Raw genomic sequence first — 12,679 nt, 5'->3', positions numbered from 1 at the left:
GCTCCATCGTGGCCGCCTGTTTCGGAGCAAACTGGCCGCGCAGATCTCTTGATCAGATTTTCTTCTCACATTGTTTTCTGATCAAGTATTTATTTAAAGCTAGTTCAAAAAGCCCTAGGTGCTAAAGACAAACCTCCGCCAAGCTTTGGCTCGAGATTTCATTTTGAACGCTTTTAAGCACTTTTTAAGGTGTTTGGGATAGATTGTTTGATAGGCTGAAATTTAAAGGGATGAACATCCCTGAAAAAAGATAGCCTGGAAAGCTTGTCGTTGAGGAAAAATTTGAAAACTGTCGGCTTATATTTGTTCAGGGGGAAAGGAACTTTATGCTACAGCCCGGTAATCTAATTGGCGGCCAGTTTGGTCCGAAGCGGAGGAGTCACTTTCGCCAGAATATGCAGCCCAAGTAAAAGAATCTTAATAAACGATACCTTAACAAACATTTAAAACAATCATGAAAAAAATAGATTCCCTTTACAGATTTGTTTCTAGCGATGCTTGGTTGTTCGGGCGGGTGTCGAATTATAGATTTATATTCGGCAAGGAGGCTGCGATATGAAATTAGGCGCGCTAATCGGGCTTATCTTTGCCATGCTTTGGTGGTCCGTTGGTGTGGGCGCTATGACTAGTTCCGCCGGCACAATTCTCCAGATTTTTGGCATTTTTGTTTTTACAGCAACTGGCATTTGGATTTTAAGGCGGAAGGCTACACTACCACGGCAAAAGCCGCGTTGGAATTATTATGTGGTCGCTGTCATCGCCGAGGTTATTGCCATCATGATTTCGCAAAAATGGCTCAATTCACGGAATTTGGGGCAGCTACTCCTTCCTACAGTAGGACTAATCGTCGGTCTGCATTTCACTGGGTTATGGTATGCCTTCGCACGCAGTCGCTTTTTAATCTTATCTGTAGTAATGACCGCTGATAACCTGTTAGCGCTATTTCTGCCGCTCACGCCTGGAGAGCGACTCTTAATATCTGGATTTGGCTCATCTGCATCTCTCTTTGTTACAGTTATACTGCCTTGAATGTTCATCTTGCCGTTACCTCTTCTGACAAGTAAAAGATAAAAACTTATTCATGCTTTATAGCGCTCCTGACCTATAGATCAGGGCGTACAGTTTGGAGCGAAACAGGCGTTCAGTGTGGAGCGAAATAAGATATCAGCATAAACGCGAAACGCGCGTACACTCTTGCCTAAATATCCAGCTATTATAGGTTTTTACCTTCAAAAGAATCATTTAAGTTTTTTTTAAAAAAAGTTTTTCCAAAAATAATTTGAATAACCTGTAACATTTTTTTACTATTTGCGACCTACTGTCCAAACATTCAAAAATTGAAGAATAGCAACCTACATCAAACATTCGAAATGCTGATTAAAGATCATGAAAGGATGATTTATAAAATTTGCAGATTGTATGGCAATACCGATGATGACCGGAAAGATCTGTTTCAGGAAATCGTTATTCAGCTTTGGAATGCCTATCCGAAATTCAGGGGAGAATCGCAATTTGGAACGTGGCTTTACCGGATCGGTCTTAATGTAGCAATTACGCAGTACAGGAGAGATAAGAAGAAGATATATACCACTGATATCGGGACGTTAAACATTGAGTTAGCAGAGCATGCATATATTAATTTGGAAGAGGCAAAGTTTCAAAGTATGTACGCCGCAATTGAACAATTAAATGATATTGAAAAAGCAGTAGTCATGCTTTATCTGGAGGATAAATCTTATGAGGAAATGGAAGATATCCTCGGAATAAGCAATGGGACACTCAGGGTAAAAATGAACCGCATTAAAGAAAAGTTACGCCAATTGGCTAAAAAGAAATAGAAATGGAACTCGACGACTTAAAACAAGACTGGACACTTTCCAGCCAAAAATACAAAGCCCCAGTTTACAAACTCAATGAACTACTTAATAATAAAGGCAATGGTTCGCTGGGTAAGCTGAAAGCAAAGTATAAAAAACAGATGATTTTACTCCCGCTTGTAGCAGCATTTCTGACTGTAGCCATGATCGTTAAACCAGTATTACAACAAAGTGCGTTTATCTGGTTTATTATACCCGTAACCTTGATGCTTGGACTAATGTATTACCGTGATTACAAACTGGTGGAAAAGATGGAAGATGCCAATACAAGATCAGTGAAAAGCAGCATACAAAAAAACATGCATCTTTTGCAACAAAATGCCAGGCATCACCTTATTTTCGCTGGAATATTCCTGGCAGCATTCATCATCATCCTTGAGGCAACAATGTATTTTCAACCGGATAAAGATTTTGCATTCTGGCAAACCGTGGCGCTACCTCTAAGACTAATTATTTATGGAGCCGCAGGATTTTTACAGCCCTTCATTACAAGATATTTCTTCGATCATCATTTTGGAAAGTACATAAAAGATCTTCAAGCCCTTTCTGAGCAGACAACCTAAACAATTAACATATCACATTTAAAATATTCTTGTATAAAATACATTAAGGCTATTGCTATGCCTTTTAAATCAAAACAATATGAAAAAAATAATTCTTTTACTGTTAATGCTGGCCACTTACCGGGCATCAGCTCAGGAATTCAAAATCACTGATAGCATTGTTATAAAACTTAAAAGCGGCAGTGAGTTAACCGCTATTGTTACGCAAAATAAAGCAATGAGCAAACCGCTGCCAGCAATCGTACGGTATTCGATTTATACAAACATGGAGGCTGATAAATTCTTCAACTCTATTGCATGTCTTAGGGGATATGTAGGCGTGACATTTTATGTAAGGGGCAAATATCTAAGCAATCAGAAAGCTGAACCTTTTGCCCATGATGCTGAAGATGCCTACGAAATGATTGACTGGGTTAGCAAACAATCCTGGTGCGATGGTAAAGTGGGAATGTACGGTGCCAGTTATCTGGGATTTAGCCAATGGGCATCCGTTAAAAATCTACATCCAGCATTAAAAACAATAGTGCCCCAGTCTGCAGTTGGTATTGGTGTCGACTTTCCCTTCCACAATAATATTAATCTAGGTTATAGTTTAAACTGGATTCACTACGCAAGCGACAACAAGGTATTGGATAATAAAGGCGTTCAGGAGTTTGCTGATCAAAGAAAATGGGCTAATGTATTTAACGAATGGTTTATTAGCGGTAAATCTTTTGCTTCGCTGGATAGCATAGAGGGCAGGCCAAATGAGCAGTTCCAGGAGTGGTTAAGGCATCCTTCTTTTGATGATTACTGGAAGAAATTGACCCCGACCGCACTGGAATACGCAAAGCTGAATATCCCTGTGTTGACTATAGCCGGGTACTATGATGTTGACCAATCCGGAGCCATGCATTATTTCAAAGAACATCATAAAAACAATAAAAATGCAGACCATTATCTGATCCTGGGGCCGTATGATCATTTTGGCCTTCAGCAAATGGCTATGCCCGTATCGGTTGGTGGCTACAAAATTGATTCAGCAGCAATTTTTAAGATTTATAAACTCACATTCGACTGGTTTGATTACATATTAAAGGGTAGCCAAAAACCTTCTCTATTGAAAGAAAAGGTTAACTTTCAGGTAATGGGCGCGAACAGGTGGGAGCATGCCGAAAGCCTTAAGAAAATCACTTCAAAAAAGTTAAACTTTTTTTTGAGTCCAGTAAAGCAAAGTGGTATGTATAAGCTTAGCAAATCATCTGGGAACAAAAATGGAATTATTCGCCAGCGTATTAACTTTAAAGATAGAAACAGCACCATTTCAGCTGGGAATGCGCTTGTTTTGGATACTTTATTGCATACAGATAAAAACAGTCTTGTATTTGAAAGTGATGCATTTGACCAACCGATGTCCATTGCGGGCTCGCTTGATGGGGAATTGAGTTTGAACTTGAATAAGAAGGATCTTGATATCACTGTGCAGCTCTATGAAAAACTGGCCAATGGTAATTACTTAAGGTTATATAATGATATGTTAAGGGCAAGCTATGCTAAAGATCACAGCAAGCGTCAGCTCCTGATACCTGGAAAAACCAGTAAAATAAAACTTACAGGTAATACCTTTTTCGTTAGCCGCAAGATAGCTAAAGGATCAAAATTAGTCTTTATTTTAGGCGTGCCAGTTGAATCCGGTATGGAAATTAATTATGGGACAGGGAAAATTGTAAGTCAGGAAACCATCGCTGATGCAGACGACGACCTTCAGCTTGAGTGGCATTCAAATAGCCATCTAAGCCTTTCAGTGTTGCCAGGCTCATGATTCTGTAGGCTTCTGATTATCATTAAAGGAAAACTACATGTTTATATATAGTCCATTTCTCACCTACCTTATAACCTCATATGGTAACTATTTTAATATCAGCAATTAACAACTATCAGTTTATCAACTAAAAATTCTGGCAAACAGAAGTTGTCTTATAAAACGAAAGCTTAGATGTTCTTTTATGGCGGTATAATTTTTCGACATTGATAAATAAACACTCCTATTGAGTAATCAGTTAACTTATTGTCACGCTCGGATTCTATGTTAATATGTATATTTATCCTGCACCTGATACCATTTGTAATGTGTTTGTTTAAATCTTGGGCTAATTAACATCTCGTTTAGAACTTCCACCAGTCTTTCCCTGAGTAAATCGAAGCTTGCCTTTCCGTACATTTGACCTTTGATAGGTTTCAGTTTGTTGACATTGCCTTCGACTGGGCCATTGCTCCAGTGTGGATTGATAGCATTTTCAATGGATTGAAAATCAGATAATATTCCTGTGGCGAAACTTTTCAACTCTGTAATAACTGAATATTTAGCTTCTGCAATCCACGCATTTAATTCACTGCCTGTTTATTTTCAATCAATTCTGAATTTTTTTACCAATGAGATAGTATGTTCAATTCAGTTGATGATTGGCACAGTTTGGATATAAGTTTTTTTTGTGTGCTGCTAATTTGCTTTCAGGAGCTAAAAATGCCATGGCAGCAGCTGAAGGGGTAAAGAAAGAGCCTGCATGCTGTGGGAGGTTTGTTTGTCTTGCCTTTTTTCCTTCCCTGATTTCATAGTAGGTCAGTGATTCAGACAATGTGTTATATGCCCTTTACCACTGCTGGTTTTATCTTTTGTGCCTGGGCCGGGCTGATGGCTAGTACCGCCAGGGCAATCGGCATGAGCCATTGCCAGCTTATTTTTGCCGGGGGCAGGATCAGCTCGCGGTTCATTTGGCTAGCCAGCAGGCGTGCGCATACGTTAGCGCTTTTGTGTTTGAAAAAGTCTGCCAGTTCGGTATCGGATTTGCTGGTGAGGTCTATGATGTTTTTTTGGCATTTGCTGCAATGGTGTTTGCCCTCTGGCTGCTCGATGCCGCTCCATTGCTGAGCGCATGGGTTGGTGAGGATCAGTTGCAGGTTTTTCATGGGCTTAGCTTTGGTATAGGATGCGCTAAGGTGGGGGATTCCATATGGGGGCTGGTTTTTGTTTGCCTGTGCTGTTGAAATAGGGTGCGGTAGAGTGGGGGATTCTATATAGGGGCTTGTTTGCGCGTGCTTTTAAAATATTTTTAGTTTTTTTTATTATCGTTTTGGCATGCTCCTAAAGGGTCGCGTCTTCCGCTGTATCTCCCTGCGGGAGGATGCCGCTGCAACCGCTCACGCGTTTTGGGTGAAGACTTATATTATTTGGTTGGCGATTTAAGTTTGGGGGCAGCTGGTCGTAGAGGCTGGAGAGAACGAGGCTTAAGATTAGTGTTAAAAGGTTGTCTGTTTTTTCATGGGTTGTAGGTTTAGGTGAATATAAGTTAGCGAATCTGGTTTATATTGTTGGATTTGTAATGTGATTGTTGGGGAGGGAGTAGGGAGTTTGTGTAATTCTTTATTAATATATTGTTTTGGTTGAGGTTTAGGGGGGAAGGATTTGGGTATGGGACTGCGTGGGAAGGTCGCAAAGCCGGGTTTTAAATGAGGCAGTGTTTTTATTGACGATCTTTTTGATGGTTGTTTTTGGCTGTCCCTGCGGGCCGGGCCATTCACTATATCTTTTGTTTCAAAAGGATGCTGCTGCTATCCTTGATAGGGAAGAGATAGTGATAATTTTCAGCATGTTGCTCATTAGCGGAAATAAGTACGGGAAAGACTTGAATTGGGGCAAACGCCGTATTCGGAACGGAATCGGAACTTGATGAGGTGTTTTTGGCATTTGTGGGGAAGAGGCCAATAGTTGCGTAGTGATTTCAGATCAAACTGGTCATCAGACTGATTGATGGGATTTTTAATTTTTGTTCAGACCTCTCTGAAAGAGATTACAGTCCGAGATCAATGTTCAACTCTATTTTTTTGTCTCTATTGAATCATGCTATGAATGGAAGGCTTTAAATAAGTTTCACTCTTTAAGCAGCCTATGACTTCGTCCATATAGAAAGAGCTTCAACAAGCCCTCAGGACACATATTGAATTCTAGCTTCATATAAATAAATACAAATTAAATACTCGAACTCCTTAACTCTATCTCAACCAGATCTGTATGATTTATCTCCAAAGTGAAAAAAATTGACCTTTAAGTGAAACAGTTAGGATGTTCCTAATCGTTCGTCAGTTTGCAGCGAAACGACTTGTCAGCATAAATGCGGGATCTGTGACCACGGTCGCCGAAACACGTAACCCAAATTAATACGCCAAACTTGAATGGGAAGATCTTCAGCAAAAATGACGTGGATCCACTATTATTGAAATTTGGTTTCAGTGACGTGTGGATAGATTGCGCAATTATTTAATATGGAGAGATAATAACCTGAAAAAATAGGAAGCAGTTACATAAAAGCTTATTTTTGTATAAATTGTTATTTAATGATATCTAAAATCAGATTTAAAAACTTCAAGTTATTCAAAAACTGGCAAGAGCTGGAAATTAAACCTATTACAATCCTAATCGGAAAGAATAATACAGGTAAAAGTGCTATCCTAAAATTACCTACAATGATTAGCGAAAGTTTGAAGGGAGAAATTGCTGAACCGATCTCACTTAATAGCAAAGTTAGCATTGGTAAAAAGTATGAGGAGTTATTTTATAATAAAGAGATTTTAGCTGATACAGTTGACTTCGAAATTTCTGATGAAAAAGAAAAATTAAGCATCTCTATAAAAGGAAATAATCGAGGTGATAACATAGAAATTAAAAGCTATATTTTAAATGATGAGGATATTAAAGTCAACCAATCAGATTTGAAAGGCTTTAAGCATTCAAAAATAAAATCATTAAAATTAGTATTTGATTATATAGATGCCTTTAGAGAGTTTCCTAAGGAAGGATATATTACTGATATAAATGGAAAGATTGATACCATTGGCATTTCAGGACTAAATGCCTTCAAACTTTTAGCACAATACCGGAAAGAAAACAATCCATTAATATCTACTATCTCTAAATGGTTTGAATCAAATTTTGAAGGGTGGAAAATTGAAATTAAAGAGATAGCTGCCTCTATTGAAGGGTTTGATTTTGTTCTATCAAATCAAAAAATAAAAAATATAAATATATTAAATACTGGATCAGGTATCAGACAAGTGTTGCCATTGATTGTAAGAAGTTATATGCCAGTTGAAGATGAAACTCTGATTATAATAGAAGAGCCGGAAAGCCATTTGCATCCTGCTGCGCACGGGAATTTGGCACAAAGATTTGTGGAATCATTTTTGGAGAACGCTAGCAAAAAATACCTGATAGAAACTCACTCGAAAAATTTTATTTTAAGACTGCAAGCATTGATTGCAGATCCGAAAGTTAACTTTTCAAATAAAGATGTTGCCGTCTATTATGTTGATTATATAGAGGATGAACAAGCCAGTATATTAGAAAGACTGGAATTAGATGAATTTGGTGAGTTTACCAAATGGCCAGAAGAAATTTTTAATGAAAGCTATAGAGAGTTATTGCTATTAAAACAAAACCAATCCGATAGAGATGATAGTATCAATTAAAGCGGATATTTTCAATAGCAATAAAAATTTCTCCGATTTGAATGATCTAATGCATTTTTTTAAAAAAGGAAGGCATAGAATGCATTTAAAAAAGATTGAAGATTTTAACGCATTTGAAAATTCCGAATGGAAAAAGACCTTATCAAGAAGTGACGTGGATTTCTTGAAAGAAGGTGTAGCATTAATTAATAATAAAAAGGAAATTATTATTTCTGAAACTGAATCGGGTGATGAGTTCAGAATTCAAGAGGCATATGCTTATTTACAACAACCTTTATCCATTGTTGTTGAGAATTATGAATATGAACCAGTATTTGTCAATTGCATTTTTAGAAATTTTGGTAACGAACTGATTGCGGCAAAGGATAAGCATTGGCTTAAATTTGAAAACGGGGGCGGGGGCAGTGATAACACAATTAAAGGCATGATTAAGGAACTGTTTAATGATCCGGTTTTTACAAAAGATAAGAAAAAATATTTGAGGTGTTATGTCATAAAGGACAGTGACAGGGAATACTGTACATTTAATGAAGAGGGTGAAGTTATTGTCAAAGACTTATCGGGAGCAAAGGTCAATTACTTAATACAAAATCAAGTCCCATATCATATTCTTTATAAGAGGGAAAAGGAAAACTATATGCCCGATTCTGTATATAATGGTTATCTTCTGACGGCAAAAAGTAAAGAAGGAAAAAAAGAATTTTCACAAATCTACTTGAGGTTTAATCCACATCAAAAAGATTTTTTTGATGTGGAGAAAGGTTTTTCTCACAAAGGTGAGCTGATACCTAGAGATTCCCTACAACAAGAAGTTCAGCAACTATTTAAAATGTTGAAAGACGGGAAGGATTTAACTGATAAGGAATACAGAACTGTAGGGTTTGGTTTGCCATTTGGAAATATAAAGTCAAGATTTTCGGAGGAATTTCAAAATGTAAATAGAGATGATCTGGAAAAGAGAATAAGACATCAACCTTTATTAAAATCAAGGGTAAATCCAGCAGATGAAAATAAGCGTAACGAATTTGAGCACATTATCAACGAAATAAAATATCTACTATGAGCCAGGTGTCAGTCTCAACAAGGGTTTTTCGATTATTAAGAATTGTAAAAGATTTTGAATCGGGGATAATTCGTGTACCAGCTTTTCAAAGAGATTTTGAGTGGGATTATGCTAAAAAAGTCCAGCTTTTTGAAAGTATTTTGAAGGGACTTCCTGTTGGTACCATATTTTTGTGGAGGCCAGATTTCATAGATAATGAAAATTATAGACTGTTTGAATCTGACTCAATAGGAGGATACGTTTTACCCAATAGGGCTATTGACTACTATTACGTTTTAGATGGATTGCAGCGACTTTCGACACTTTTTGGATGTTTAATTGACGAGAACCAAACTCCTTTAAAGAAAGATAATAAGTTATGGACAAAACAGGGGTTTAATTTAATATATAACTTAGAAAGTAATCAGATAGAGAAAGGAAAGAAAAACCTGCAAATATTTGAAGTCGAATTGTATAGATTCATAGATCATGATTCATATGCTGACTTCATAGATAAAATGCAAAACACCCATTTTTCTCCGGAACAAAGGCAGTTATTTAGAAATCGGTATGTTCATTTTCAAAAACAGATAACCACCTTTGATTTGCCGATTGTAGAGTTGACAGGCGCAACCATAGAGGAAGCTGTGGAAATTTTTGATAAACTGAATTCTACCGGTGCAAAAGTGACTTCTGAGTGGAAGCTAAATGCGCTATCTTTTAACATTGATAAGGGCTTCCGGTTAGGGAATGAAATTGATGGACTTCTTATTGACCTTAAAGATTACAATTTTGAGAAATTAGATCGAAAGGTAATATTCAATTCTATAATAAACTCTTTCGGCGTAGTGTTTTTCGATAAAAGTTCCGAAAATGATAGCAGGAAAATAGAAAAATTAGCGAATGACCCTAATTTTATTGGACATACTAGGAAGACTATGTATGCTATTAAAAAAGCTGTTAGATTCTTGTATTTTCAGCTTCATGTTGTAGAAAATAAACTATTGCCATATAATAATCAACTCATTTTTATAACTGATTTTTTTAATAAAGTCGAAAACCCGTCCCAAAAACAAATAGAAGAATTGAAGCGTTGGTTTTGGATTACCACTTATTCAAATTATTTTACAATTTATAATTTGAGTAAACAGAGAAAGGCGTACGATACATTTCAAAATTTTATTGACTTTGACAGTGATCCGGTCTACTTTGACGACAGTAGGAAGAAATTTACGACAGAAAAGTTTCCTAAAAAAATATCTATGGGTAGTGTAAGGGGAAAAGCATTAGCACTATTTATGCTTAATTATTCGAACGGATTTAAGCCCTTGGATATCAATGAACAAGGAATTAAACTTGGACTACAAAGAATTCTTATTTCATCTCGTAATAATGAAATAGTTCGTCACTTTAGTAACAGATCTGAAAATACCCTAATTTTTCACAGAGTTGATAATTTAAATCCTTATCCGTTCATTGAGGAAAGATACTTTATGCAAGATGATGGAGAACCTGCTGAAGTCTTTCTTGAGCGAAGAAGGCGGAAAATAATGGAAAGTGAAATGAATTTTGTCGACTCATTAGGTATCGAATATTATGACGATGTTTTTTAACTATACCTGGCCTATGATAAGGGCAAGTAGTGGTTTGCTGCGTCTTTATAGCTGTTAAACAGTTTCCTCCCGCCACGGCCTCAACGCCACTAAACATCCAGGGTTTATCTCCGGTAAAGCGGTAGCAGAGTTTTTCATAGATCTGTGCCCGGAGCATTTTCACCCTTTCATCACCCATTTTCAGCTCCATGCATTTTTCGATCATCCCTTAATCTATTGGATTTTGTTGTTTAAAAAAAAATGTTTTTCTTTTTGAGATGATTGAAGCTGATAATCCATTTTAAAAGTTGCATATTAGTCCGAAGGGATTTTTAATTACAGTAAACTTATATATGTCTGAAGATCAAAAGAAACAACTAGAACAGCAACTCTGGAATATTGCCAACACCTTACGCGGCAAGATGGATGCTGACGAATTTCGGGATTATATCTTAGGTTTTATCTTTTATAAATACCTGAGCGAGAAAATGGAGATCTTTGCCAATGAAATACTCAAAGAGGACAAAATTCTTTTCAAGGATATTTCTCCGGCATTGAAAGAATATGAGGAGTATATTGAGGCGATCAGGGAAGAAGCCTTGGCTAAGCTGGGTTATTTTTTAAAGCCTGAAGAACTGTTTGGCCAGTTGGCAAAGCGTGGAAAAGGAGGGGCTTATGAAGATGAGGTTTTCAAAGAAACCAATGCGGTTTTTATTCTTGCTGATCTTCAGAAAGTCTTGATCAATATACAGTTGAGTACAATGGGGACCGATAGTGAAGAGGATTTTGATAATCTTTTCGAAGATATGGATCTGAACAGTACTAAGCTCGGCAAAACTGCAGAAGCAAGAAATACGATTATTTCGAAGGTTTTGAGCCATCTGGATAAAATTGACTTTAAACTTAACCATACCGAACTTGATGTTCTCGGAGATGCTTATGAGTACCTTATCGGACAGTTTGCCAGCGGTGCCGGGAAAAAAGCAGGTGAATTTTATACACCGCAGGAGGTTTCCAGGATACTGGCGAAAATTGTAACTACTGATAAACATAAGTTGAAGTCAGTTTACGATCCAACATGTGGGTCCGGATCGTTATTGCTCCGTGTGGCCAGGGAGGTAAAAGATGTCGCTATGTTCTACGGACAGGAAATGAATAGAACAACCTACAACCTTGCCCGGATGAACATGATCCTCCACGGCGTTCATTACCGCCAGTTTGATATCAAGCAGGATAATACCTTAGAACATCCCCAGCATCTTGATCTCAAGTTCGAGGCTATTGTAGCGAATCCGCCGTTTTCTGCACAATGGAGTGCGAATCCACTTCACCTGAGTGATGATCGTTTCAGCCAGTATGGTAAACTAGCACCTGCAAGTAAAGCTGATTTCGCCTTTGTCNTGATGATCGTTTCAGCCAGTATGGTAAACTAGCACCTGCAAGTAAAGCTGATTTCGCCTTTGTCCAGCACATGATTTATCACTTGGCTGAGAATGGTATTATGGCTGTTGTATTGCCACATGGTGTTCTGTTTAGGGGGGCTGCTGAACTTCACATCAGGAAACACCTAATTGAGCAGAAAAATTATCTCGATGCGGTAATTGGGCTACCTGCTAATATTTTCTATGGTACAAGCATTCCAACTTGTATTTTGGTTTTCAAAAAATGTAAGGAACATCCTGATAATGTTTTGTTTATTGATGCGAGTAAAGGATTTGAGAAGGTAAAAACCCAAAACGTGCTCAGAGATGAGCATATTGATATGATCGTGGAAACCTATCATAATAGATCTGTAGTAGAAAAATATAGCTATTGTGCATCGTTAAAAGAGATTGAAGAAAATGATTACAATTTAAACATCCCAAGATATGTCGATACCTACGAAGCTGAGGAAGAAATCGATATACAGGCAGTAATGTCCGAGATCAAACTTTTGGAGGCAAAACGTGCAGAATTGGATAAGGAGATTGATGTTTATTTCAAAGAGCTTGGGCTACTTTTTTAACTTTCTCAATCCCTAATGTAATCTGGTAAGATATAAAATATTAAAATGGAAGTAAAAAGAAAAAGAGTAGCTAATGTTCCAAATTTGAGATTTCCGGG

General features: G+C 37.3%; 10 protein-coding genes and 1 pseudogene. 9 read left to right on the top strand and 2 right to left on the bottom strand.

Going from position 1 to position 12,679, the window contains the following annotated elements:
• The first annotated feature begins 555 nt into the window (after positions 1–555).
• From DRW42_RS28130 to DRW42_RS28115, 4 genes are all read left to right on the top strand, one after another.
• On the top strand, positions 556–1,029 hold the full coding sequence (locus DRW42_RS28130) for a hypothetical protein (protein WP_113952188.1): 474 nt from the start codon (positions 556–558) through the stop codon (positions 1,027–1,029).
• Positions 1,030–1,337: 308 nt separating this feature from the next.
• Positions 1,338–1,838, top strand: coding sequence for an RNA polymerase sigma factor (locus tag DRW42_RS28125; protein WP_208643669.1), 501 nt, complete (start codon positions 1,338–1,340; stop codon positions 1,836–1,838).
• 2 nt (positions 1,839–1,840) lie between these two features.
• Positions 1,841–2,440 carry a hypothetical protein gene (locus tag DRW42_RS28120; protein ID WP_113952187.1) on the top strand — a complete coding sequence of 200 codons (600 nt, stop codon included), beginning with the start codon at positions 1,841–1,843 and terminating at the stop codon, positions 2,438–2,440.
• A gap of 79 nt (positions 2,441–2,519) precedes the next feature.
• Positions 2,520–4,241, top strand: a complete 1,722-nt coding sequence (locus DRW42_RS28115) for a CocE/NonD family hydrolase (protein WP_113952186.1) — start codon at positions 2,520–2,522, stop codon at positions 4,239–4,241.
• Between the two features lie 267 nt (positions 4,242–4,508).
• On the opposite strand, the pseudogene DRW42_RS29345 reads toward DRW42_RS28115, so the two are convergent.
• A pseudogene (locus DRW42_RS29345) lies at positions 4,509–4,799 on the bottom strand (transposase); the annotation flags it as partial.
• A 260-nt stretch (positions 4,800–5,059) separates the two neighbouring features.
• A complete protein-coding gene (locus tag DRW42_RS28100; protein WP_113952183.1) occupies positions 5,060–5,386 on the bottom strand; it encodes a hypothetical protein in 327 nt (108 codons plus the stop codon).
• A gap of 1,425 nt (positions 5,387–6,811) precedes the next feature.
• Here DRW42_RS28100 and DRW42_RS28090 point away from each other — a divergent pair.
• The 5 genes from DRW42_RS28090 to DRW42_RS29150 all read left to right on the top strand — a co-directional run bounded on the left by DRW42_RS28090 (position 6,812) and on the right by DRW42_RS29150 (position 12,581).
• A complete protein-coding gene (locus DRW42_RS28090) occupies positions 6,812–7,942 on the top strand; it encodes an AAA family ATPase (protein ID WP_113952181.1) in 1,131 nt (376 codons plus the stop codon).
• Positions 7,926–9,005, top strand: a complete 1,080-nt coding sequence (locus DRW42_RS28085; protein ID WP_113952180.1) for a hypothetical protein — start codon at positions 7,926–7,928, stop codon at positions 9,003–9,005. Before DRW42_RS28090 ends, DRW42_RS28085 begins: the two co-directional genes overlap by 17 nt.
• Positions 9,002–10,597 carry a DUF262 domain-containing protein gene (locus DRW42_RS28080; protein ID WP_113952179.1) on the top strand — a complete coding sequence of 532 codons (1,596 nt, stop codon included), beginning with the start codon at positions 9,002–9,004 and terminating at the stop codon, positions 10,595–10,597. Before DRW42_RS28085 ends, DRW42_RS28080 begins: the two co-directional genes overlap by 4 nt.
• Positions 10,598–10,929: 332 nt before the next feature.
• Entirely contained in the window at positions 10,930–12,009 is a 1,080-nt protein-coding gene (locus tag DRW42_RS28075) for a type I restriction-modification system subunit M (RefSeq protein WP_208643668.1), read from the top strand.
• Positions 12,010–12,047: 38 nt separating this feature from the next.
• Complete coding sequence (locus DRW42_RS29150) at positions 12,048–12,581, top strand: N-6 DNA methylase (protein WP_425273527.1); 534 nt, start codon at positions 12,048–12,050, stop codon at positions 12,579–12,581.
• The last annotated feature ends 98 nt before the right edge of the window (positions 12,582–12,679 follow it).

Source organism: Pedobacter miscanthi, assembly GCF_003315595.1.
GTDB lineage: Bacteria > Bacteroidota > Bacteroidia > Sphingobacteriales > Sphingobacteriaceae > Pedobacter > Pedobacter miscanthi.
Note: the sequence above shows the minus strand (reverse complement) of the source record. Positions and strands in the feature narration are given on the sequence as shown.

Coding starts and splice junctions, on each gene's coding strand:
- DRW42_RS28120 (WP_113952187.1), top strand. CDS start 1,841: ATGGAACTCGACGACTTAAAACAAGACTGGACACTTTCCAGCCAAAAA.
- DRW42_RS28085 (WP_113952180.1), top strand. CDS start 7,926: ATGATAGTATCAATTAAAGCGGATATTTTCAATAGCAATAAAAATTTC.
- DRW42_RS28100 (WP_113952183.1), bottom strand. CDS start 5,386: ATGAAAAACCTGCAACTGATCCTCACCAACCCATGCGCTCAGCAATGG.
- DRW42_RS28090 (WP_113952181.1), top strand. CDS start 6,812: ATGATATCTAAAATCAGATTTAAAAACTTCAAGTTATTCAAAAACTGG.
- DRW42_RS28080 (WP_113952179.1), top strand. CDS start 9,002: ATGAGCCAGGTGTCAGTCTCAACAAGGGTTTTTCGATTATTAAGAATT.
- DRW42_RS29150 (WP_425273527.1), top strand. CDS start 12,048: ATGATTTATCACTTGGCTGAGAATGGTATTATGGCTGTTGTATTGCCA.
- DRW42_RS28115 (WP_113952186.1), top strand. CDS start 2,520: ATGAAAAAAATAATTCTTTTACTGTTAATGCTGGCCACTTACCGGGCA.
- DRW42_RS28130 (WP_113952188.1), top strand. CDS start 556: ATGAAATTAGGCGCGCTAATCGGGCTTATCTTTGCCATGCTTTGGTGG.